The organism is Niallia yueguangensis (assembly GCF_052663115.1).
Window position 1 is genome coordinate 1 of sequence record NZ_JBQTCX010000036.1, and the last position, 23,650, is coordinate 23,650.

Annotated in this window: 21 protein-coding genes; 16 read left to right on the forward strand and 5 right to left on the reverse strand. The window is 36.9% G+C overall.

Translation table 11 applies throughout. The annotated features are described in order from the left end of the window. The coding region (locus ACTYA4_RS21065; protein ID WP_443481336.1) for an alpha-glucosidase C-terminal domain-containing protein at nt 1-223 on the forward strand (223 nt) is incomplete at its 5' end. Nucleotides 224-558: 335 nt separating this feature from the next. Here the strand turns inward: ACTYA4_RS21065 and ACTYA4_RS21070 are convergent. Beyond that, a complete protein-coding gene (locus ACTYA4_RS21070) occupies nt 559-1,272 on the reverse strand; it encodes a Crp/Fnr family transcriptional regulator (RefSeq protein WP_443481335.1) in 714 nt (237 codons plus the stop codon). Between the two features lie 113 nt (nt 1,273-1,385). Here ACTYA4_RS21070 and ACTYA4_RS21075 point away from each other — a divergent pair, with 113 nt between their 5' ends. Then, nucleotides 1,386-1,727 (forward strand): DoxX family protein, encoded by a 342-nt coding sequence (locus ACTYA4_RS21075; RefSeq protein ID WP_443481334.1) that lies wholly within the window; start codon nt 1,386-1,388, stop codon nt 1,725-1,727. A gap of 476 nt (nt 1,728-2,203) precedes the next feature. Further along, on the forward strand, nt 2,204-2,842 hold the full coding sequence (locus ACTYA4_RS21080; RefSeq protein ID WP_443481333.1) for an esterase/lipase family protein: 639 nt from the start codon (nt 2,204-2,206) through the stop codon (nt 2,840-2,842). A 310-nt stretch (nt 2,843-3,152) separates the two neighbouring features. Here the strand turns inward: ACTYA4_RS21080 and ACTYA4_RS21085 are convergent, their stop codons facing one another. After that, nucleotides 3,153-4,034 carry an aminoglycoside 6-adenylyltransferase gene (locus tag ACTYA4_RS21085; RefSeq protein WP_443481332.1) on the reverse strand — a complete coding sequence of 294 codons (882 nt, stop codon included), beginning with the start codon at nt 4,032-4,034 and terminating at the stop codon, nt 3,153-3,155. Nucleotides 4,035-4,197: 163 nt separating this feature from the next. Further along, a complete protein-coding gene (locus ACTYA4_RS21090; RefSeq protein ID WP_443481331.1) occupies nt 4,198-4,971 on the reverse strand; it encodes an AraC family transcriptional regulator in 774 nt (257 codons plus the stop codon). Between the two features lie 681 nt (nt 4,972-5,652). On the opposite strand from ACTYA4_RS21090, the gene ACTYA4_RS21095 reads away from it, so the two are divergent. From ACTYA4_RS21095 to ACTYA4_RS21115, 5 genes are all read left to right on the forward strand, one after another. Continuing rightward, the gene (locus tag ACTYA4_RS21095; protein WP_443481330.1) at nt 5,653-6,411 is read left to right on the forward strand and encodes a sugar phosphate isomerase/epimerase family protein; all 759 of its coding nucleotides are present in this window, start codon (nt 5,653-5,655) and stop codon (nt 6,409-6,411) included. A gap of 98 nt (nt 6,412-6,509) precedes the next feature. Further along, entirely contained in the window at nt 6,510-7,538 is a 1,029-nt protein-coding gene (locus tag ACTYA4_RS21100) for a Gfo/Idh/MocA family protein (protein WP_443481329.1), read from the forward strand. Nucleotides 7,539-7,565: 27 nt separating this feature from the next. Further along, a complete protein-coding gene (locus tag ACTYA4_RS21105; RefSeq protein ID WP_443481328.1) occupies nt 7,566-8,534 on the forward strand; it encodes a sugar phosphate isomerase/epimerase family protein in 969 nt (322 codons plus the stop codon). A gap of 25 nt (nt 8,535-8,559) precedes the next feature. Beyond that, nucleotides 8,560-9,639, forward strand: a complete 1,080-nt coding sequence (locus tag ACTYA4_RS21110) for a Gfo/Idh/MocA family protein (RefSeq protein WP_443481327.1) — start codon at nt 8,560-8,562, stop codon at nt 9,637-9,639. A 19-nt stretch (nt 9,640-9,658) separates the two neighbouring features. Continuing rightward, nucleotides 9,659-10,381 carry a ThuA domain-containing protein gene (locus ACTYA4_RS21115; protein ID WP_443481326.1) on the forward strand — a complete coding sequence of 241 codons (723 nt, stop codon included), beginning with the start codon at nt 9,659-9,661 and terminating at the stop codon, nt 10,379-10,381. A 69-nt stretch (nt 10,382-10,450) separates the two neighbouring features. Here the strand turns inward: ACTYA4_RS21115 and ACTYA4_RS21120 are convergent, their stop codons facing one another. Beyond that, complete coding sequence (locus ACTYA4_RS21120; protein WP_443481325.1) at nt 10,451-11,245, reverse strand: nucleotidyltransferase domain-containing protein; 795 nt, start codon at nt 11,243-11,245, stop codon at nt 10,451-10,453. A gap of 360 nt (nt 11,246-11,605) precedes the next feature. Between ACTYA4_RS21120 and ACTYA4_RS21125 the strand changes: the two genes are divergently transcribed. The 8 genes from ACTYA4_RS21125 (at nt 11,606) to nikC (ending at nt 22,759) form a co-directional block, all read left to right on the forward strand. Continuing rightward, nucleotides 11,606-12,337 (forward strand): polysaccharide deacetylase family protein, encoded by a 732-nt coding sequence (locus ACTYA4_RS21125; RefSeq protein ID WP_443481324.1) that lies wholly within the window; start codon nt 11,606-11,608, stop codon nt 12,335-12,337. Between the two features lie 408 nt (nt 12,338-12,745). Continuing rightward, nucleotides 12,746-13,663 (forward strand): proline dehydrogenase family protein, encoded by a 918-nt coding sequence (locus ACTYA4_RS21130; RefSeq protein ID WP_443481323.1) that lies wholly within the window; start codon nt 12,746-12,748, stop codon nt 13,661-13,663. 205 nt (nt 13,664-13,868) lie between these two features. Beyond that, on the forward strand, nt 13,869-15,437 hold the full coding sequence (gene pruA, locus ACTYA4_RS21135; RefSeq protein ID WP_445505858.1) for an L-glutamate gamma-semialdehyde dehydrogenase: 1,569 nt from the start codon (nt 13,869-13,871) through the stop codon (nt 15,435-15,437). Between the two features lie 335 nt (nt 15,438-15,772). Next, the gene (gene putP / locus ACTYA4_RS21140) at nt 15,773-17,236 is read left to right on the forward strand and encodes a sodium/proline symporter PutP (protein WP_443481321.1); all 1,464 of its coding nucleotides are present in this window, start codon (nt 15,773-15,775) and stop codon (nt 17,234-17,236) included. A gap of 318 nt (nt 17,237-17,554) precedes the next feature. Then, entirely contained in the window at nt 17,555-19,246 is a 1,692-nt protein-coding gene (locus ACTYA4_RS21145) for a sigma-54 interaction domain-containing protein (protein WP_443481320.1), read from the forward strand. 224 nt (nt 19,247-19,470) lie between these two features. Next, entirely contained in the window at nt 19,471-21,003 is a 1,533-nt protein-coding gene (nikA, locus tag ACTYA4_RS21150) for a nickel ABC transporter substrate-binding protein (protein WP_443481319.1), read from the forward strand. A 2-nt stretch (nt 21,004-21,005) separates the two neighbouring features. Continuing rightward, nucleotides 21,006-21,950 carry a nickel ABC transporter permease gene (gene nikB, locus ACTYA4_RS21155; protein WP_443481318.1) on the forward strand — a complete coding sequence of 315 codons (945 nt, stop codon included), beginning with the start codon at nt 21,006-21,008 and terminating at the stop codon, nt 21,948-21,950. Beyond that, a complete protein-coding gene (gene nikC / locus ACTYA4_RS21160) occupies nt 21,947-22,759 on the forward strand; it encodes a nickel transporter permease (RefSeq protein ID WP_443481317.1) in 813 nt (270 codons plus the stop codon). Before nikB ends, nikC begins: the two co-directional genes overlap by 4 nt. Nucleotides 22,760-23,112: 353 nt before the next feature. On the opposite strand, the gene ACTYA4_RS21165 is transcribed toward nikC, so the two are convergent. Then, nucleotides 23,113-23,502 (reverse strand): hypothetical protein, encoded by a 390-nt coding sequence (locus ACTYA4_RS21165; RefSeq protein WP_445505859.1) that lies wholly within the window; start codon nt 23,500-23,502, stop codon nt 23,113-23,115. Nucleotides 23,503-23,650 lie beyond the last annotated feature (148 nt).

Sequence of the window (23,650 nt, forward strand, 5' to 3'; positions counted from 1 at the left end):
GGAAGATCATGACGAGATTTTTGCTTATATAAGATCGTTAGGCAATGAAAAGCTGCTTGTGGTATGCAACTATTATGAACAAAATACAACATTCATTTTGCCTGAATCTATTACATTTAACGAGAAAGAGCTGTTAATCAGCAATTATCAGACGGACGAATCGGAAGAGATTAAAGAAATAAATCTTCGTCCGTATGAAGCTAGAGTGTATAAATTAGGATAAAAGAAATTGGTCTAAATAAATCCTGTATATAACATGCTACATAGGAAATAGTGAAAGAATACTGATTTAGAAGATTCATGTATCCTATCATTCATTACATGGAGATTATATTTTAATAGGGGTTGTCCAGAAAGTCAGTGAAACTAACTTTTTGGAGCCCCTTTTTCTTATAGGGACTTATCAGGCAGCCCTGCTTTGGGCCCGCCAACATTTGAGAACTGAGGTGTGATACCTAGTTAACTTTATGTGACATTACGTAACCGTACTATGTTGATATGCAATTTTTTTCTATTTGTAAAGTTGATTCCATCTTAAATGGCACAATAGCCCAAATTTTATTGTCCCTCTTCTAATGCCCTTTTTAACCGAGCAAAATGAATCTTAATCGGTTTTCGGTTCCCAACCTTATGAACAATGCCTTCTGCAGTCAAATCATTTAGCAGTGCTGTCACTGTTTCGCGAATACTGCCCATCATCATTGCTAATTCTTGATGTGTTATTGAAATCTCGAGTTGAATCCAATCTGTCTCCTTCGGGTTGTCACTAGGGGAGTCGCCCCCAAACTTTTCTACTAGTTTATGTAATAAAAATAATAGGCGTTTTCGGACACTACCGTATGCCATATATTCCAATAGTTCCTCTACTTCCTTTAAACGGTTGGATACCATTTCGATAAACTTCAAGGAAACACTTGGCTGATCGTGTATTATTTTTTCAAACTGAACTTTATCTATCGTGCAAATAACGGAGTCTTCCCATGTTTCCGCGTACATATTTTCAGAACCTGTTGTAAATGAACCAATCTCACCAAATACATGCCCAGTTCCTAATATATCAATTGTAAGCTCTTTCCCGCCTTCAGATAATCTATATAAACGAACTTTCCCCGATTTGATTAAATACAAGATCTTTTGATCCATATGTGGAGAAGTAATAATCGTTCCTTTTTTTATAACATTGATGGGCGTGTCAGGTTCAAATTTTTTTAATTCTTCTAATTCTAACTCACGAAACAGCTGTATTCTCGATAAATATTTAATCTTATCCAAGAAGTTCCCCTCCTATTAAGGCCATTGTAGTCTAGACTACATATTTTTTAAACTAGACAACTTATAATTCTATTTAAGCATTATTCATCTATTATACAAAAGGGGGAAACAACGTGGTTACAGTAATCGTAATCATTCAAATCATTTTAATCTGTATCTTTGTACTGTCCATTTCGATGAAATTGTTACGTACAAAATCAATGGTTCACCATTGGAATGAATATCGTTATCCAATGTGGTTCATGAATGTAACTGCCTTGTTAGAATTAGTTGGTGTGATTGGATTGATCATAGCATTTTGGATTCCAGAATTCTTAAAATTTTCAGGAGCCCTATTTATAGTTCTAATGCTAGGTGCCATACACGCTCACTTCGTCAGAGCCAAGCATAAACCGATTATGGCACTTAACGCCTTAGCTATGCTTATCTTGTCAATTGTGATCCTCTTTATTTAAAAGATATTAAGCAGTTTTCGAATAAAGTCCCAATCTCTCAGTGGTATAAATGAGAAATTAGGATTTAACCTGCTCTATTTTTGAACAATTTTTGCTTATTAATTTTGAACACTTGCTTCTTTAAAAATAGTTTCATTATGTTTCTCCTATAACTTGAATCTTTCCACTGCAATAGACTGTATGAGATGGGGGCTATTTCCATAGTTAATTAAACCAATATATACCATGTCAGTTAATTTCTGTTAAAAAACAAAAATCCCCCCTCTTTACGAAGTGCATTGAAAAGCCCATTGAAATAGGATTTAAAGAGGTAAATAAGAAAAAATCCTTCCCTATTGTCCATGTAGAATACAGAAATTATCTTCTTCATGTGGTCTAAGTAGCCATAGTTAGCAAAAGTTGCCGGTTGTTTCTCCTTCCAAAATATATAACAATGAATATAGCAAGATAGCAGTCAAACATCTAGGAGGGAAATAATGAAAAATATAAGATTGCTCGTTTTACTAGTTTCATGCATGGCCATTATTTTATCTGTTGTTGGTATTCAGCCGTCTAGTTCCAAAGCAGAGACAAACTCCAAAGATCCAGTTATATACATTCACGGAGCAGGCGGTAACAGTACAAACTTTTTAGGCATTAAAAACTATTTAAAAGAACAAGGCTGGTCTGATAATGACCTGTATGCCATTGAAATGATAGATAAAACTGGTAATCCTTTTACTAATGCAAAACAGCTTGCTTCTTATGTTGATGAAGTGTTAAAGAAAACAGGAAAGAGCAAGGTAGATATTATTGGACACAGTGCGGGAGGCATAAATGCCCTGAATTATATTCTCAATGGCGGCGGAAGCAAGGTGAACGATGTGGTAACGATAGGTTCTCCAAACAAACTTGTAACATCGAAAGCTCCCGTTGGAACAGATCCTAACGATAAAATTCTTTATACTTCGATTTACAGCACAAGCGACTTGATAGTGTTTAATCCGCTTTCAAAACTACAGGGAGCAAAAAACGTTCAAATCAGCGGTGTAGGCCATCTCGGATTGGTGTTAAACAGTAAAGTCTACGAGTTAACTAAAGAAGGATTGAATGGCGGAGGAGAAAACACAAATTAACAAAAGGTTCTTATTTTGAACTACAATATAAAACACAGACTCCCCCATACACTATTAGAATGATATTCTTCGCACTAGAATATAAGCATGCAGCATTTAATGTAATAGGTAATCACCCAATTGTGAAGTGTACCCTTTTATAAAGGACAAGCCTAGGCTGCATACACCCCAATTATCTGATAAACTACCAAAAGCCCCTTATCGTTGTTTACTAAGCAAACAATGATAAGGGGCTTAAATTGTATTTTGTCAGGCCTCTTCTATATTTCCACATCATATAATGATACCTAAACTTCTTTTGTAGATTTATTTACAGTATGTCATTTGCATCAGAAGGTAAATTTCTTACATGTTTAAGATATTTTGTCATATTTTTGTCGTCATTAATTGGATATGTGAACAATAAGTTATCTGCAACATCTTCTGCTAAAGTTCTAAACAATTCACAAGTAACAAATATTGAATTCCAGAAATTCTTATAGTTATTGTCAGAAAAAGTTTTTTCATACATCTCCCAATATGATTCGGGAAGGTACTTTTTGAAATACTTCCCCATTTTTCCCGTCGAAACTTGGAAGTCGTTTTTTATACCAATCCACCATGAAACCATCTCATCTAACCTAACTCTTATTACATATTCAAACATTTGTTTTGCATATGGTAATTCATCACGCCAAATTCCTTTTGCAACGTTTTGTAGACACCACCAAAAGTCATTGCAGCAACTCATAAAAAGTGGTTCATTAGGCTTCTTCATCCAATAATCTATATCTGTTGGTTTAGAGATACGTGGAAGAATATTATCCTTATCCAATAAAGGAATAGTAAGTTTATCTTTAATATACTTCTCATTCATCACTTCTTTTGTTTCAATATGTAGATCAATACGATTTCCATCTGTAAACAGCATTAAATAACCATAAGACTTATCAAAATCTATATCTATACCATTAAGTTTGTCATTTTTATTAGGTTCTTGAATCATAAGTAATTCCCCAAAAACGTTAATCCAGTTCTCATCTTTTATAAAAGAGGCTGTTTCTGTCACAACATAAACAATATCATAGTCCTGAAAAATATCTTTTGGCACATTTGGATTGGTTCTTGAACCATTCATATAAACAGCTCGAATTCGTTCGTCTTTTTTAGCGATCCCCAATATCAAATCAAACATTTCTTTTTCAGTTCTCATTGCTATTCACCTCGAATTCTCTTTCATATTGATGCCTTTTTATATAGTTATTATTGAAGTATTCTGCACCGTTAATTCAATTAAACAACATTACTTGCACAAACCAATATTTTGAACAATCTTTTTTATAAGCAGTTCAACTTTTTTCAAATTCACGATAAATCTATTCCATTTTCCGATAAACCCCTGGGGATACTCCATACTTCATTTTAAATATTCGATGAAAATAAGGATAAGCCCCGAATCCACAGTTTTCTGCAATTTGTTCTAGCGTCATTGTCGTGTATTTCATCTGATTAATGGCAGCGGAGAGGCGGATTTCCTGTGCATATTCGATCATCGTTTTTCCGAAGCTGCTTTTAAACAAATGAACAGAACGGGAGACACTAAGGCCAGCATTCTTCGCCACATCTTCAATGGCAAAACCGCTCATCGCATTTTCTTCTATGTACCGCATCATTTTTGTTACCGAATAAGGACGATTAAAGGAAGGAGAAGTTTCATTGATAGCACGTTCCAGAGATATACAAAAAGCTTGCAGCAAATAACTTGACAGTTCATTATTTTTATCAGAAGCTGGTCGTCTTTCTTCCATAATAATATGGTTCCATAAATCCAACAGACTTTTATCTAAATTTATTTTGGAAAAGGATGGTTTAGGATATCTATTCCACCATTCTTTAACCCAATCTCCTTGACATAATAAGTGGTAGTCACCGCTTTTTTGATCACCTTCAATCCGTATTTCATATATATCACCTGGTTTAACTAATACAAGATCTCCCTTTTTCATTTCTGTTTTTATTCCATTCACGATTACTTCAGCAGTTCCCTCTGTTTGCAGACGGAAAAGAAAATTAGGAAAACCTTTTTTATGTTGGTCAAAATATGATGTGGTGTGATAAGAGTAGCCGCAATAATAAATAATGTTCTCCATCTAATTACTCCTTTTTATAGAAAAGGGCCGGAGCCAATGTCATCAACTTAAGATTCCATAAATTTCAAACTGTGAAATATCATGGAATTAGATACTCTTTATGTAAAAGAAATACCCAATTTGTTTGGAGAGGCGTCCGCTCGACTCCTACGGGATTAGCGAGAAAGACGAGACCCACAGGAGCAAAGCGACGAGGAGGCTCGGCGCTCGCCCCGTGGAAAGCGAGCGGTAAGCCTCGGAGAACAGAACGAAACCCTTACTTCCTATTTAGTTGCTTATTTTCCTGTTTTGTGAAATTTAGCTTGATGACATTGGGGCCGGAGCTGCGCCTACTTTAATAAAAAATAAGGGAGAGTGCAATGTTACTTGCTTTTACCCTGATCAAGGTTAGAGTAGCTACGCTCGCGCCGTCTTTATTAGGTTTGTATCTGCCCTCATTTAGCTTTAGTTGGTAAAAATGAGGAACGATTCTTCATTTCGGTTTTAAAGTAATAGCAAAATTGTCTATGTTTTTAATTATATCATTTATGTTCAATTTAGGAGTAATATTATAAGATGTAATCAAATAAGTTATATGATGTTTCGATTGGTGTATAACTATCTTTTCAGGAACATTACATAATTTATTGGTTATTTTCATAGGTATGAATCATATCAATTAAATGGATAGGAGAATATCGAATGAAAAGGATTCCCATTGCTGTGCAAATGTATTCCTTACGCAGGGAAAGCGAGAGGGACTTTGCTGGTACTTTGAAAAAAGTCGCAGACCTTGGTTTCGACGGTGTCGAACTTGCTGGTTATGGCGACAGCGCATCAAAAAAAGTAAGCGCTTTATTAAAAAGTCTTGGACTTGAAGCTGCTGCTAGCCATGTCCCGCTTGAACAATTGGAGACCAATTTATCTCAAGTAATAGAAGATCAGCACGTATTGGGAAGCAAATATATTGTCTGCCCATACTTAATACCAGAACGACGAGAGGAAAAGGATTATAAAGCGCTTATTTCCTTTTTAGAAGAAGCGGGTGAAAAGTGCAAGAAAGAAGGAATTACACTTTGTTACCACAATCATGATTTTGAACTTGCCCCGCTTTCTGACGGCAGAAAGGCACTTGAAACTATTTTTGACAGTACGAATGCAAGCAAGGTGCAAGCAGAACTGGATATATATTGGCTAAAGAAAGCTGGGGAAAATCCAGAAGAATGGATAAAGCGTTATAAAAACAGAACACCACTCGTTCACCTTAAAGATATGACAAGAGATGAAGAACAATTTTTTGCTGAGCTTGGAACAGGCGGAGTAGATATTGATGCCATATTAAATATAGGTGAAGATGCAGGGGTGAAATGGTGGATTGTGGAGCAAGATGAAACTCGCAAAACTCCATTTGAAAGCATCGAGATTAGCATGAATTATTTAAAAAGAAAGCTGCAATTCTAGTAGAATCGTAAATTACCTTTTTAAAGTCTATTGTGAAAGTTAAGCGCTTTCTTTATATAACAGAAATTTAATCCCAAAAAATTTTAGGAGGAAATAAAATGAGTACATTAAAAATAGCAGTAATCGGTTGTGGGAGTATCGCAAAACATCGTCATTTGCCAGAATATCATGCAAATAAAAACGTGGAGATTATTGCAGTTTGCGATATTGTCGCAGAACGTGCAGAAGAAACAGCTGAAACATATGGAGCAAAGGCATTTACAGATTACAAAGAAGTACTAAAGCTGGCTGATTTGGATGCAATTAGTGTTTGTCTTCCAAACTATCTGCATGCACCTGTGTCAATTGATGCCTTAAATGCTGGAAAACATGTACTGTGTGAAAAGCCGATGGCGACATCAGAAGAAGAAGCAGAAGCAATGATCGAAGCTGCTAAAGCTAATGGCAAAAAACTAATGATTGGTCATAATCAGCGCTTTGTAAAATCTCATGAAAAAGCACGTCAATTGATCGCAAATGGGGAAATTGGGAAAGTATACGGTTTTCGTACAGCCTTCGGTCATGGCGGTCCTGAAAACTGGAGTGTAGAAGGAAAAGAAGGTTGGTTTTTCAAAAAAGAGCAAGCGTTTATTGGGGCAATGGGAGACTTGGGTGTGCATAAAGCGGATTTGCTTCGCTATATTTTAGGAGAAGAGTTTGTTGAGGTGGCAGCATTTGTGGAAACAAGTGCAAAAGATTTTGCGGATGTAGATGATAATGCAGTATGTGTTTTGAAAACGGAAAGTGGCATTGTTGGAACGCTTGCTGCTAGTTGGGCGTATACAGCAAACGAAGACAACTCTACGGTTATTTATGGGGAAAAAGCCATTTTACGATTAGAAGATGATCCAACCTACTCGCTTATCGCACAATATTCGAACGGAGAAATTATCAAGTATGAGCTTGGCAAAATTCAGTCGAATGATGATGGCGGACAAAATCAAAGTTATGTAATAGATAACTTTGTAAATTGTATTTTGAATAATACAGAACCATTGGTTTCAGGAGAAGAAGGAAAAAAATCACTTGCGGTTATTTTAGCTGCACTGGAATCAAATGAAACAAAAACAATTGCTAAAGTAAAATAATCATTTTTTGGAAAGGAGAAATTTATTATGAAACTTGGTGTATTTACAGTATTGTTTGGAAGCAAATCATTTGAAGAAATGCTTGATCATGTAAAAGCGGCAGGATTGGATGCAGTCGAAATCGGAACAGGAGGATATCCGGGAAATAGCCATTGCCCTCTTGATGAATTATTAGAAGATGAACAAAAACGCAGGGACTACTTGAACGCAGTAACGTCACGCGGTTTAACAATCAGCGCTTTCAGTTGTCATGGCAATCCGATCTCACCAGATAAGAAATTTGCGGAAGAATCAGATGCTACTTTAAGAAAAACGATTAAACTAGCATCCCTTCTTGATGTACCAGTTGTTAATGCATTTTCCGGCACTGCGGGGGACAGCGAGGAAGCAAAACAGCCAAACTGGCCTGTTGTAGCATGGCCAACAGAATACAGCGAGATTTTAAACTGGCAATGGGAAAATAAGTTGATTCCATACTGGAAAGAAATTGGGGAGCTTGCAGAGCAGCATAACGTGAAAATCGGCTTGGAATTGCACGGAGGATTCCTTGTTCATACCCCATATACGATGCTAAAGCTTCGCGAAGCAACATGTGATGCTATCGGAGCAAACCTGGATCCAAGTCATATGTGGTGGCAAGGAATCGATCCAGTTGCAGCCATTAAAATTCTTGGCAAAGCTGGCGCCATCCATCATTTTCATGCGAAAGACACTTACATCGATCAAGATAATGTAAATATGTACGGTTTGACAGATATGCAGCCGTATGGGGATTTACAGACACGTGCTTGGACATTCCGAAGCGTTGGCTGTGGACACAGCATGCAAGAATGGTCGGATATGATGAGTGCCCTTCGTTTATATAACTATGACTATGTTGTCAGCATTGAACATGAAGATGCACTTATGTCAACAGAGGAAGGGTTTAGTCGAGCAGTGAAAAACTTGAATGATGTCTTAATCCGCGAGCCTAATACGGATATGTGGTGGGCGTAAGGCAAAAAAATTGGAGGCGATCGAGATGACGAGCAAAATCTACAATTTAGTAATTGTCGGTTATGGCGGCATGGGAAGCTATCACGCTAAATTACTGAAAGATGTTCAAAATATAAATGTGTTTGGGACATTTGATATTCAAGAGGAGAGAAAAGCAGCTTCCTTAGCTGATGGATATAAAGGATATGCTAGTCTAGCAGATGTTTTTTCAGACGATGCAGTGGACTTTGTGCTGATTGCTACTCCTAACGATGTTCATAAAGACATAGCGATAGCGGCTTTAAATGCGAAGAAGCATGTGATTTGTGAAAAGCCAGTAACAATTAACAGCGCAGAGTTAAAAGAAATTATGTATGCTGCGGATGCAAACGCATGCGAGTTTATCGTGCATCAAAACCGCAGATGGGACGAAGATTTTCTTACAATCAAGAAGGTTTATGACGAACAATTAATCGGAAATGTATTTCACATTGAATCGAGAGTCCAAGGGGCAAATGGAATTCCAGGAGATTGGCGCCATGTAAAAGCACAAGGCGGGGGAATGCTCCTTGACTGGGGCGTCCATTTGCTGGATCAGCTGTTATTTATGGTAGACAGCAAGATTACGAGTGTTTACTCTAATTTAAGCTTTATTTTAGGAAACGAAGTCGATGATGGCTTCCAATCTATCATTACGTTTGAGAATGGATGCACAGCATTAATAGAAGTAGGCACAACGAATTTTATCCAGCTGCCAAGATGGTATGTGAAAGGAACAGGAGGAACAGCCATTATCAATGATTGGAACTTGGATGGAAAAATTGTTACACAAAACTATGGCGTTGAAGTAGAAGCACCTAAACCGATAAAAGCAGGCAAAGGTTTAACGAAAACAATGGCGCCGCCATCAGAAAAAGCAATCAGCACAACTAAGTTGCCAAATGTTGATGAAACAATGGAGAGCTTTTACAGCAATGTCGTTTCTGTCGTAGAAGGAAAAGCAGAACCGATTGTTAAAAATGAAGAAGTTTTACGTGTATTGCGCTTAATTGAAACGATATTTACAGCAGCGGAAAGAAATGAAGTAATCAAAGATTTTGATAATTCCTTTGTAATGGCAGAATAAAAAGAGGAGTGTGGCAGAAGTGATAACGATATGGAATGAAAACCGTCATGAAAAAAAGAATCCAGTTGTTGCAGAAATCTATCCAAATGGCATACATGGCGCTATTTCTGCTTTCTTGAGAGAAGCAGGATACAAAACACATACAGCGACATTAGATGAGCCGGAACACGGTTTAACAGATGATGTATTATACAATACGGATGTATTGATTTGGTGGGGGCATCTTGCCCATAACGAAGTCGATAACGAAATTGTTGAAAAAGTGAAGCAGCGGGTATTGGAAGGAATGGGATTAATTGTTCTCCATTCTGCACACTTTTCTAAAATCTTTAAATCATTAATGGGAACAAGCTGCGACTTAAAATGGCGGGAAGCAGACGAAAAAGAGCGCTTATGGGTAGTTGCTCCTAATCATGCCATTGTAGACGGAATTGGTGAATATATCGAATTGGAAAAAGAAGAAATGTATGGTGAACATTTTGATATTCCCGCACCAGACGAATTGATTTTTACAAGCTGGTTTGAAGGAGGAGAGGTGTTCCGCAGCGGCTGTACGTATTCGAGAGGAAATGGAAAAGTGTTTTATTTCCGACCGGGACACGAAACATACCCAACCTATTATCAAACAGACATTCAAAAGGTTATTACAAATGCAGTAAAATGGGCAATGCCAATTGATCGTAAACCACCTGTCTATGGAAATGCAAAACCACTTGAAAAAATTTCTGTTAAAACAAATTAAATTTAAGTGCCTGACCCCCGGTGCGTTAACGCTTTAGTGGACTGGGGGTCAGGCGCTTTTTTTATAGCTCTAATTCCAAACTTCATCCAATGTTTCTCTAAATAAATGATCAAGTTGAGTTGTTGGATCCGGAATGTGAATGTTTAAATTCCTTGTATATAATTCTAGCTCCTCTATTTCTCTAATAAGGAATTGATTAATATCATTGATTCTTGGTTCTAAGTTTAATTCGTCGCCTGCTATTTTGCGTTTCAACAAGGTGTTTATTTCCTTTTTCAGTGTTCCTGGTGCTATAAGGTCTTCTAATAGTACTTGAAACTCCATTGGTGGAACCGTGTTGTATTTTTTAATCCATTTTGCTGCTAATACAGGCCTGAGCACATAGAAATATTTTTTAATTTTAACTGTATCTCCTTGAAGGTATTCACGAAAATTTCCCTTAGCCATATTTAAATAATGATGTAAACAAGAATTCTGAGAAAATATATTCTTTTCCAACTCTTTCATTTTATCGATCGTCGTAAAGCTATGATAATAAACCATGCTGGAGCGCAGCCACTCTAAAAGAGGAGGGTTGGACTTTCGAAATAGCCTTAATGCTTTCGTTAACTCCCAACCGCTTACATCCAATAATGAATCAATAGGAATAGAAAGAGAATCCCTGCTTGGAACTTCAATCACATCCCTTTTATGATCAATGGACAGATACCAATTCTTTTTATGTACATAAATAAATCGAACATCATAGTCACTATCTTTTGAAGGGAAGCCCCATGCTCTACTGCCTGATTCGCATGCATAAAGCACTTTGATATCGTAATCTATTTCCAGTTGTTTCATCACTTGTTGAATATGTTCTTTCAATTCATTCCCCTCCAACCTTTTTTATAAAACTGTTAAAAATAGTATATCAAACCTTTAAATCTTTACGTTCAGAACCCTTCTGCAAATTGATTCAGTTGAGAGATAAAAAAATGGAAGAAATCATCATAGAAAGAAGCAGTTGAGGCACAATAAATGGAAAAGAAACGATACAAAACTAAAATAGAGATTCGCCCTCGGTTTCACCATTTAAATGAGGGCAGACTCTAACCTAATAAAGGCGGCGTGAGTGGAGCAACACTTTTTTCATTTGATCATAAACAAAATAATATGCACAATCGGAAGTTTATTTCCATCTAATTGGCGCAGCTCCGTCCCCATTCCCAAAAGCGAGGTTTTTTTATGAGAAAAACTGCAATGATTTTCCTGTGTTTTCTTATCATCATTCTTCCATCACAAGTTTTTGCTCAGCAAAAAATACCGATATTAATTTATCATTCAATTGACGAGTTCAGTGGACATGGCTCTAAGGAATTATATGTTACTCCAGAGAATTTCGAAAAACAAATGATGTATTTAAGAGATCATGGCTACACTTTATTAACATTTGAACGTTGGCATGACATAAATAAAGTGAATAAACCGATTTTCATTACCTTTGATGACGGCTACAAAAACAATTTAAATGCATTTGCTGTCTTTCAAAAATTGAAAACCGAACAGTTTACACCAACTGGCACCATTTTCGTTATATCTGACTTTATCGGCCGCCCCAACAGATTATCGACATTAGATTTAAAAAGAATGGCTGATTCCGGTTTCATCTCTATCCAGTCACATACTGCCACACATCCTGATTTGACGAAAATAAGCAATTATCAATATGAACTGAAAGAGTCCAAAGACAAAATTGAAAAAATAACAGGCCAACCCGTTATTGCCCTTGCCTATCCATACGGAAGTTTTAATGACAAAGTCGTAGCGGAAACAAAGAAACATTACTTGTTTGGACTTACGACAACACCTGAATTATTCTCTGAAAAGGGGATGGAAGACGAACTGTATTTATTACCAAGAATCTATATCAAGTATTCAACTACACTGAATGACTTTGCGAAGATGGTGGTGAAATGACTTCATAGTTGAGGTTTGAACACTAATGTTCAATATAAACATTAGTGTCATAATTGTATATACATTGCATCTAGATGAAAACAATGTATGGTATTCTGTTGAGAAAGAGAAAGTATGTTCACTCTAAACACTTATGATATAAAGCATGTCTTGTTGGCAAATATGTATATATTCATAAAAATGAATATTATTCAGCCTGTTTTATAAGAAAAATAATATATTCACAGTATTTTCAGAAAAAACCGCGTCAGAACATCTTACAAGTTTGTACAAATCGAAATGGACATGTTGTATACTCGGTTTAACAAATGAACAACATTGTTTCTTTTGTGTCGAATTAAACATATTTGTTTAAATGTTTTTGTTGTTTATAAAAAATGTTTTGGTGAATAAGGGGGATTGATAGAAATGGAAGTGCTAATGAGAAATATGTTTCTGTCGCTAGGCAAGAATACATCAGCGAACAAGTTAGCAAAGAAATATGGATTGCGTTTAGGAGCAGGCCGATTTGTAGCGGGAGAATCAATTAAAACAGCTGTGGATGCTGTGAAGAACTTGAATGCGGGAGGGAAAGTAGTTACCTTAGATCATTTAGGAGAATTTGTATATACAGAAGAAGAGGCTCTAGAATCAACTGCGATGTGTATTCAAACGCTTGACGCTATAGCAGAAGCAAATGTACAATCCAATCTTTCTCTTAAAATGACATCTCTTGGTTTAGACATTAGCAAGGAATTATGTATGAGAAATATGCGCAAAATCCTTGATCGTGCTAAACTTCATCAAAATTTTGTCCGAATTGATATGGAAGATTATGAACATTGTCAAATATCAGTAGATATCTTCAATGAATTGCGCAAGGAATATGACAATGTCGGACTTGTCATTCAAGCGTATCTTTACAGAACAGAACAAGATATGGCCGATTTAAATCGACTGAATGCCAATCTGCGTTTAGTGAAAGGAGCCTACAAAGAGTCTTCAAGTGTCGCTTTTCCGGAGAAAAAAGACGTAGATGAAAATTTTAAAAGGATTATTAAGCAGCATCTATTGAATGGCAACTATACAGCAGTTGCAACGCATGATGAAGTGATGATTGATTATACGAAATCGATTGTTGACAAGTATAGTATACCGAAAGATCAATTTGAATTCCAATTGCTATTCGGCATTTGTGAGGATGTTCAAGCTAGACTTGTGAAAGAAGGCTATAAGGTTCGTGTTTATGTTCCTTACGGGGTCGATTGGTTTGGCTACTTTATGAGACGTTTAGCAGAAAGACCAGCAAATGTCTGGTTTATATTAAAAAATCTATTTAAAAAATAATAGATTTATAGAAGAAAAGGGGAAATTCCCGTCAGCGGCGAATGGACAGAACTGCAGAAGAGAAAAAATGAGGGCAGCTGCAGTTGGACGATGTTGATTATCGGCCAGAGGGAGGGCGTTTACTAGTCGCTTGGCGTTAGAGCCAAACATATTTATCCAAGTTAGAAGAATAAAAATTTATTATGACAAAAGGAGTCTGACTATTATGACAACAACTATCCAACACACACCATTTAAAAATGAAGCATTTACAGATTTTTCTATTGAAGAAAATAAACAAGCTATGCAAGCAGCACTTGCAAAAGTAAAAAACGAACTGGGTAAAAAGTTTTCACTTGTAATTGGAAGTGAAAAGTTATTTACAGAAGAACAAACCATTTCTATTAATCCAGGAAATGTAGAGGAAGTAGTAGGATCTGTCAGCAAAGGTTCAAAAGAATTAGCTGAAAAAGCAATGCAGGAAGCATTAAAAGCATTTGAATCATGGAAAAAGGTTGCTCCAGCAGAACGTGCAGAATATTTGTTCAAAGCGGCTGATTTAATGAGACAAAGAAAGCATGAATTTTCTTCTTACCTAGTGTATGAAGCAGGAAAGAACTGGGCGGAGGCAGATGCTGATACAGCAGAAGCTATCGATTTTATGGAATTTTATGCGAGAGAAATGATTCGTTTAAGTGAGACAAGTATTCATCAGCCTCTTACAAAAATCGAAGGAGAAGAAACGGAAATTACTTATATTCCGCTTGGTGTTGGAATTGTGATTTCTCCGTTTAACTTTCCGTTGGCTATTATGGCAGGAACAGCAGTAGCAGGAATTGTTTCAGGAAATACAATTATCTTAAAACCAGCAGATTCTACACCTGTTGTTGCAGCTAAATTTGTAGAATTAATGGAAGAGGTAGGATTGCCTGCAGGAGTATTAAACTTTATGCCTGGAGATGGAATTGAGGTTGGTGAATATTTAGTAGAACATCCAAAGACCCGCTTTATCTCTTTTACAGGATCACGTGCAGTTGGATGCCGCATTTATGAAAGAGCATCAAAAGTGCAGCCAGGTCAAATTTGGTTAAAGCGTGTGGTTGCAGAGATGGGTGGAAAAGACGGCGTTGTCGTGGATGAAACCGCTGATTTAGATGCAGCAGCTGCTGCAATTGTTGCTTCTGCTTATGGATTCCAAGGACAAAAATGTTCTGCTGGTTCAAGAGCGATTATCGTAGAGTCAGTTTATGATGAAGTAGTTGCAAAAGTAACAGAGTTAACAAAAAAATTAACAGTTGGCTTTCCAGAGGAGAACTATCCAATTGGTCCGGTAATCGATCAAAAGTCTTTTGATAAAATCATGAGCTATATTGAAATAGGGAAAACAGAAGGCAGATTGCTAGCAGGCGGATCAAAAGCGAAAGAAAATGGCTTCTATATTGAACCAACTGTATTTGCCGATCTAGATCCTAAAGCTCGTATTATGCAAGAAGAAATTTTCGGCCCTGTCCTTGCACTTGCTAAGGCGTCAAACTGGAAAGAAGCAATTGACATCTATAATGATACAGAGTATGGATTAACAGGTGCATTTCATTCAAAGGTAGAAGATCGCATTAACTATGCGCTTGAAACGATGCACTGCGGAAACCTTTATATCAATAAAAAGTGTACAGGAGCTTTAGTTGGAGTACATCCATTTGGCGGATTTAATATGTCTGGCACTGATTCAAAAGCCGGAGGATATGATTACTTGTTATTGTTTACTCAAGCTAAAATGAGAGCTAGAAAAATTTAATTAAGGAAAAATTAGGAAAATATTGATTGGAGAGGAATTAGCAAAACTTCAGGTTGTTCGAAAACATTTGTTATTCATGGTATGAAGCTTTGGGAGTTGCCATAGGGCATCCAAAAGGTTAACATGAGTAGGAATGTTTGTCGACAGCCTGCCATTCTAGTCTACTAAAGTTTCCTAATCAACATGCGGGTATTGGAAATTACTCTTATTATCGTTAGGTGAAATATTTCGCAAAAAAGGTATTTATATGTTTATTCTGCTGCCTTAAATTCTGAAAAAAGTTATAGATTAAATGGATTTGGATGTCTATTCAAAAAAAGGATGGAGGAAAAAGTTTGACTACACAAATACTTATTTCAATTGGTATTTATATGGCTGGCATGCTGTTAATTGGCTATTTTGCCTACAGGAGAACTTCTAATCTATCGGATTATATGATAGGTGGAAGATCGCTTGGCCCTGGTGTAACAGCACTAAGTGCAGGGGCGTCAGATATGAGCGGCTGGCTGCTGATGGGATTGCCAGGTGCGATGTTTACTCAAGGGTTAAGTGCATCTTGGATTGCAATCGGTTTAACCTTGGGAGCTTATTTAAACTGGCTTTATGTTGCACCAAGGTTGAGAAAATATACAGAGGTTGCCAATAACTCCATGACTATTCCGGCTTTCTTGGAAAATCGTTTTGGTGATCAGTCTAATATTTTGCGTTTAACCTCGGGCCTTGTTATTATCGTTTTCTTTACTTTCTACGTTTCTTCGGGAATGGTATCTGGCGGGGTTCTTTTTGAGACTACCTTCCATCTAAACTACCAAATTGGCCTTTGGATTATTGCATCGGTTGTTATTGCTTATACTTTATTTGGCGGATTTTTAGCGGTCAGCTGGACGGATTTTGTTCAAGGGTTGATTATGGTTATTGCCCTCATAATTGTTCCAGCTGTTACAATTATGGAGGTTGGCGGAATTGGACCAGCCTTTGATGAAATTAAAAGCATAGACACTAATTTATTTGATATTTTTAAAGGCACTACGTTTATAGGAATTGTTTCCTTATTGGCGTGGGGGTTAGGCTATTTTGGCCAGCCGCATATCATCGTACGCTTTATGGCTATTTCATCCGTAAAAGAAATTAAAAAAGCAAGACATATTGGGATGGGATGGATGATTTTTTCTGTAGGCGGTGCAATGTTCACTGGTTTTATCGGTTTAGCCTATTATTCCAAGCAAGGATTGGACATTTCGGATCCTGAAACGATCTTTATTAAACTAAGTGAACTGTTATTCCATCCACTTATTGCTGGATTTATGCTAGCTGCTTTATTGGCTGCTGTTATGAGCACAATCTCTTCTCAGCTTCTTGTAACTGCAAGCTCTTTAACGGAAGATGTCTACAAAACTTTTTTTAGACGTTCTGCAACAGATAAAGAACTTATGTTTATTAGCAAACTTGCAGTTCTAGCTGTCTCTGTGATTTCAGTTGTTATTGCTTTGGATAAAAATGGAACAATTTTATCTCTAGTAGGTTATGCTTGGGCTGGATTTGGTGCGGCTTTTGGACCAGTTATCTTACTAAGCCTATACTGGAGACGGATGAATCAATGGGGAGCGCTTGCAGGAATTATTGGTGGAGCCGTAACTGTTATTATTTGGGCAAATATTCCAGTACTTACAAATAATCTGTATGAAATTATTCCAGGTTTCCTTGTTAGTTTGTCAGCAGTCTGGGTTGTTAGTTTGGCAACACAAGCGCCGAATGAGAAGTTGAAAAGAGAGTTTGACCAATATAAACACTCAGCATAATGATTTCGAATAGCTTAGAAAGCATTAATGAATCGAATGTTTTTATGAGTGAAAGAACCGAAGAGACTGTTGACTGTACGTATTCCAGCAGTATAAATAGAGTTAAATCATAACGTTCACAAAGGCTGCCACCTGTTATATTAGGAGGGCAGCCTTTTTTGTATAAATCTTGCTTATGAAGCTGTTGGGAAATTGTTTTTAAATAAAAGGAGAGTCTCGCGTAACATTAATTTTAAACATTTTTGTGCAAATGTCAAAATGGTAGAAATCGTGTTCAAATGTATGGTAAATTAATAAAAAACATGAAAGGATTTTAACATGTTCAAAAATGCACCATTACAACTTGATCGATCATTTACGATTGTAGAACAACATACGCCATTAGCAGAAATAAAATCCAAACTTCAAGAGTATAATTTTGTTGTTGTGACAGGTGAAACATACTTTATAATTGGAAATTATGAATTCAGCCTAATGAATTTAGGGGACGAGTTCATGCCAGTGTTGGATTGGCTTGACTATATCAACTGGCTGCCGTCATCAGTTTCTGTAAATCAGGTTATTTCTTCAGAAGTTGATTGGCGCAGACCCGTTTTATTTAAAGATCAAGAAAAATACGTGGGCGTTTTAACAGTGGATAAATGGATGGAACAGAGGGAGGAGGAAAATCGTCAAACCTCTGCTTATTTCCATGGGTTAGCTGAAATGATGAATGATTCTGTTACAGCGGTTGATAAAGATGGAAACGTTATCTGCTGGAATTCAACTGCTGAAGAAACGTACAAAATAAAAAAAGAAGACATTATCGGTGAAAAAATTGGGCATCACTTTAGTGACGAATCAATTATTCTTCATCGTATTCTAAATGAAGGACGTCCGGTTAGAGGGGAATATCATCGCCCAAATAAGGATATGCATGTATTAATCAACGCATCTCCTATTATTATTGAAAATAAGATTATTGGCGGGATTGCGACAGAGCATGATATCACAAAAATTATTCGGTTAAACGAAGAACTCGATTCTAATTCTACTTTACTTGTTGATAAATTAAATCCTTTTGTCAATATAGTTAGTGAAAATCCTAAATTTCAAAAAACAATAAAGATTGCCCAAAAGGTTGCCCATGCTGATATTCCAGTTCATATAAAGGGAGAAACTGGATCAGGAAAGGAAATGATAGCTCAAGCTATTCATTATGGAGGAGCAAAGGCCGATGGACCATTTATCACCGTTAATTGCTCCGTTATTCCTCCTGCTCTCTTAGAAATGGAACTGTTTGGATTTCAAAAGGGAGCGTTTACAAAGGAAAAGCCAATTGGTCAGACTGGAAAAATAGAGCAAGCTTTAAATGGCACGTTATTTATTGAAGATATTGATAAAATGCCGCTTCCTATTCAAGAAAAATTATTAAATTATTTTGTTGATGATTCCTTTTATCGGATAGGAGGAGAAGACAAAATAACATCCCATACTAGGATTATTACTTCAACCTCACAATCGCTTGATGCTCTTTTGAAGGATGGAAATTTTAACGAAAAGCTGTATTACAAATTATCAGTCATTCATATTGATATTCCCCCCCTTCGAACCAGAAAAGAAGATATTATGACACTTGTTGAAAAGTATGTACAGGAATTTAGTTTAAAGTATCAGAAAACAATTCCCGTTATTCATCAAGATGCAATGAAGCTGCTCGTTAACTATAAATGGCCTGGGAATATACGAGAGCTTCGAAACATTATAGAACGGATTATTCTTCTGAATGATATGGCGTGCATCACAATTGAACAAATACCAGAAAATTTAAAAACCGAGTCCAATTTAAAAAATATAAATGGCCAAACAAGTGAAACAGCTTCACAGGAACTAACATCAATAAATACAGAAGTCTTAGACATTGAGGAAGCATTGCGTAAAACGTATGGAAATAAAAGTGCAGCTGCCAGTTTGCTTGGTATTTCGAGAGGAACTTTATATAACAAAATAAAAGAATATGGATTAAGTTAAATGAAAAGTGATTTGAAAACAAAAAGTTGGATATAAATTTTAGGCTCCCACATAGGCATGAGTTCGGTATTGACCCGGGCTCATGCCTTTAGTGGTTAAGGGGTCAGACCCCAAGTTCTCCGTTTACAAATCTATTAAAAAAAGATAAGATTATCGTTGGCATTATAATCATTATAATATAAAAATAGTTACATAGATTTTATAAATAAGAAGGAGAGAATGGATTGAAAAAGTTTTACATAGTATTTTTAATCGCTTTAGCGCTGGTTATATCAGCATGTTCAAATAATTCCGCAACAAAAAGCGATTCTAAGAAGGAAAAACACTTAACTGTTTTATTTAGCTTCCCTTCGCCAACATTAGATCCAGTGAACGATTGGACAACATCTCTTGCTGGAATAACGGAAACATTGGTTAAATTGGATGAAAAGTTGGAGATGAAACCATGGCTTGCAACAAGCTGGAAACAAGTAGATGACACAACCTGGACATTTGATATACGCGAAGAAGCAACATTTCATAATGGGGATAAGTTAACAGCGGAAGCCGTTAAACAATCATTAGAACTAGCTGTCAAAAATAGTCCGAAACTTGAAAATTCATTAAAAATAAAAGAAATAAGTGCTGATGGTCAAGTACTAACAATTAACACGAAAGAGCCGTTTCCATCGCTGCCATCAGAACTTATTAATCCTAGTACGTCGATTATAGATGTAAAAGCATATAATGAAATGGGTGCAGCAAAATTCAACAAATCCCCTGTAGGTACTGGGCCATTTGCCGTAGAGCACTTTAAGCCAGATGTTGAAGTTGAATTAAAGCCTTTTAAAGAATATTGGGATGGTGCTTCGCCGCTTCATAGCGTCACATTTAGATTTAATGCAGATGGCAATGTTCGTACGATGGCACTTCAGTCCATGGATGCGGATATCGTGTATGACCTTCCTACTGAAAGCTTATCAACGATTCCAAAAAATGAGATTAATATTGAATCGATTGAAAGTCTACGATCTGACTATATCTTATACAATATTCATAAACCAGTTTTTCAAGATGTAAATGTTCGAAAAGCGTTTGATTTACTGATTAATCGTCAAGAAGCAGCTGATAAGATTATGAATGGCCATGCGACACCTACAAGCAGCCCATTTTCTTCTAATCTGCCTTTTGCAAGTGAGAAAACAGTTGTAAAACAAGATCTGCAAAAAGCAAAAGCGTTGTTAGAAGAAACAGGATATAAAATGAATGCAAACAATCAGCTTGAAAAAGATGGGAAACCGTTGGCGGTAAAAATGATGACGTATCAGAGCCGTCCGCAGTTGCCATTAATTTCTCAGCTTCTACAATCAGAAGCAGCAAAAGTAGGCATTAAAATCGATATTCAAACAGCAGATAATATTGATACTTATCTATTTGAAAAGTCAGATTGGGATTTAGCATCCTATAGTAATTTAACGGCTCCGCGCGGAGATGCAGGATACTTTTTAAATATCGCTTATTTGCCAGATGGCGCATTAAATCCTGGCGGAGTTGACATTCCATTATTAAACGATACGATTTCAGCGCTTAATCATACGAGCGACCAAAATAAACGCAATGAGATGACGAAAAAAGCTGTATCCATCATTGAAAAAGAAGTTCCGCAATCCTTTGTAATTCATCCACATATTATTATTGGAATCAATAAAAAGGTGGAACATTTTAAACCTGGACAAGCTGAGTTTTATTTATTGACAAATAAAGTGGATGTAAAGTAAAAATGATGCATTTTATCATATCAAGACTTCTGCAAATGGTCGTTGTCTTAGTGGTTTTATCCATCGTGACATTTTCTTTAATGAAGTTGGCGCCGGGGGATCCAGTTCGATCGATTTTAAAAGTGGATGAGGTCGTTTCGACTTCAGAAGAGCAGGAAAAGCTACGGGATGAATTAGGTTTTAACGATCCTGTGTGGAAACAGTATTTTACGTGGCTAGGCAATGTCGCAAAATTAGACTTTGGCAAATCCTATATTTCAAATGAGTCCGTTGTATATGAACTTTCATCACGATTTGGTCCAACTATTTCTCTTGCTGTTAGCGGTCTTGTATTTACGCTTCTATTTGCGTTTATATTGGGTGGACTTGCTGCACTGAATCATCAGCGCTTTTTTGATCATCTTGCAAGAGTCATTGCCTTTGTTAGTGCTTCTATTCCAAACTTTGTCGTTGCATTGCTGCTCATCTATATCTTTTCCATGAAGCTGCGCATTTTGCCTGCGATGGGAAATGGAAGTGTCCTTCACTTCCTTCTCCCATCCTTAACACTGGGGATTGGAATGTCAGCTGTGTATGCTCGCTTGCTGCGAGCTAGTTTACTAGACAGTTTTCGACAAGAATATATACGCGGAGCTCATGCTCGAGGAATACCGCCTATTCGTATTTTCTTTTGCTACGCACTTCCTCCTGCATTGTTGCCTGTGTTAACGATGTTTGGAATGAGTTTTGGCTTGCTCCTTGGCGGAACAGTTGTGGTAGAGACGATTTTTTCATGGCCGGGGTTAGGCCAATTTATTGTGGATTCGATTATGAATAGAGATTATCCTGTAATTCAAGGGTTTATTTTACTTACAGGCTTTTTCGTTATGTCTATTAATTTATGCGTCGATCTTCTTTACTCTATCGTAGATCCAAAGATTCGATTAGCAGGGAGGTCAAAAAAATGAAAAAAATGTGGCGTGATCCTCTTGCAATTTTCGGATGCAGCATGCTTGTATTTTTACTCCTTATCCTATTAATAGGTCCATTGATTGTGCAAAATAATCCACTGGAGATTAATATGAGCAATCGATTTCAACCTCCAAGTACAGACTATCCACTCGGAACAGATCATCTTGGCAGATGTACGTTCTCCCGTTTAATGGAAGGAGCAAAGGCAACATTGCAAATCACGTTTCTTGTTGTGTTAACAGCAATCGTAATTGGTGCAGCGATCGGGTTATTTTCAAGCTACCTTGGTGGTAAGTGGGACGCTTTTTTTATGCGAATCGCAGATGGATTTATGACGATTCCAGACTTTTTAATTGCTATTGCCCTTACTGGATTCTTAGGTCCTAGTCTAACTAATATCGCGATTGCCATTGTTTGCTCCAAGTGGTTTACTTATGCTCGGATTACACGGAGTATTGTGATTGCCGAAAAAGAAAAAAACTATATACAGTCTGCCATCACTGCTGGGAGCTCAAGCTTCGCCATTATAACTCGTCATTTAGTTAGACACGTCGTTCCAACGATTGCAGTTATTGCTTCACTTGATATCGGAAAGATTATATTAATGATTTCAGCTTTATCTTTCCTAGGTTTAGGTGCACAGCCTCCTATGCCGGAATGGGGAGCAATGCTGAATGAAAGCCGTGCCTATTTCCAACTTCATCCTGAATTAATGTTTTACCCTGGCGTCATGATCGCCATTACGGTTTTAAGCTTTAATTTGATTGGTGATAGTCTCCGAGATTCATTAGATGTAAAGGAGTAGAAACGATGGTTTCCTGTTTTGGTTCCAGACCCAATGTCATCAAGCTAAGCTTCAAAAAAAAAGGAAAATGAGCAACTGAATAGGAAGTAAGGTTTTCCGTTCTGTTCTCCGAGGCTTACCGCTCGCTTTCCACGGGGCGAGCGCCGAGCCTCCTCGTCGCTTTGCTCCTGTGGGGTCTCGTCTTTCTCGCTAATCCCGTAGGAGTCGAGCGGACACCTCTCCAAACAAATGAGGTATTTCTTTTAAATAAAGGGTATCTAATTCCATGATATTCCATAGTTTTCAATCTATAGAATCTTAAGTTGATGACATTGGTGCCAGACCCCCAGTGAATTGGGGGTCTGGCACCAATGTCAGGAAATATAGGTAAAAGAAATTCTTGCTTCGGAATTAATGATAATTTGACCTTCCTTTTCTTCGATACCAATTCTATATGTATACGGATTTCCTAGAATCGTTATATCTGCAAATGATTGCACGTCAGGGTCATTTGGAATGTGGGTTTTGTAATAAAGATAAGTACGCGTACCAGCGTGAAAACGACGTCGTATTTTTGTATGTTTTTCTTCACAAAACACAGCTTCATGTAAATTCTGACTAGTAAGCTCATTGCCGATCAACGATTTTAGCCTTTCCAAAATATCTGCTTTTTTTATCATAAATAACAATCCTTTCCGTTCACTGCATTTCCATTTTAAAGTGGATTCTCCATTGAATTTTTCATTGATTCCACTATACTTCATCTTTCTTTTGAATGAAAGGGAAACTTGGGGTCAGACCCCTAGTTAAGACCCCTTTAGTCTGCTAATATACTAAAAAATTCATTGACATAAACTTTTACTTCGTGATAGATTAAATGAGGTTATTCACTACTCTAATATAGTATCGTGA

Coding starts and splice junctions, on each gene's coding strand:
- ACTYA4_RS21080 (WP_443481333.1), top strand. CDS start 2,204: ATGAAAAATATAAGATTGCTCGTTTTACTAGTTTCATGCATGGCCATT.
- ACTYA4_RS21085 (WP_443481332.1), bottom strand. CDS start 4,034: ATGAGAACTGAAAAAGAAATGTTTGATTTGATATTGGGGATCGCTAAA.
- ACTYA4_RS21090 (WP_443481331.1), bottom strand. CDS start 4,971: ATGGAGAACATTATTTATTATTGCGGCTACTCTTATCACACCACATCA.
- ACTYA4_RS21095 (WP_443481330.1), top strand. CDS start 5,653: ATGAAAAGGATTCCCATTGCTGTGCAAATGTATTCCTTACGCAGGGAA.
- ACTYA4_RS21100 (WP_443481329.1), top strand. CDS start 6,510: ATGAGTACATTAAAAATAGCAGTAATCGGTTGTGGGAGTATCGCAAAA.
- ACTYA4_RS21105 (WP_443481328.1), top strand. CDS start 7,566: ATGAAACTTGGTGTATTTACAGTATTGTTTGGAAGCAAATCATTTGAA.
- ACTYA4_RS21110 (WP_443481327.1), top strand. CDS start 8,560: ATGACGAGCAAAATCTACAATTTAGTAATTGTCGGTTATGGCGGCATG.
- ACTYA4_RS21125 (WP_443481324.1), top strand. CDS start 11,606: ATGAGAAAAACTGCAATGATTTTCCTGTGTTTTCTTATCATCATTCTT.
- ACTYA4_RS21130 (WP_443481323.1), top strand. CDS start 12,746: ATGGAAGTGCTAATGAGAAATATGTTTCTGTCGCTAGGCAAGAATACA.
- pruA (WP_445505858.1), top strand. CDS start 13,869: ATGACAACAACTATCCAACACACACCATTTAAAAATGAAGCATTTACA.
- ACTYA4_RS21145 (WP_443481320.1), top strand. CDS start 17,555: ATGTTCAAAAATGCACCATTACAACTTGATCGATCATTTACGATTGTA.
- nikB (WP_443481318.1), top strand. CDS start 21,006: ATGATGCATTTTATCATATCAAGACTTCTGCAAATGGTCGTTGTCTTA.
- nikC (WP_443481317.1), top strand. CDS start 21,947: ATGAAAAAAATGTGGCGTGATCCTCTTGCAATTTTCGGATGCAGCATG.
- ACTYA4_RS21165 (WP_445505859.1), bottom strand. CDS start 23,502: ATGAAGTATAGTGGAATCAATGAAAAATTCAATGGAGAATCCACTTTA.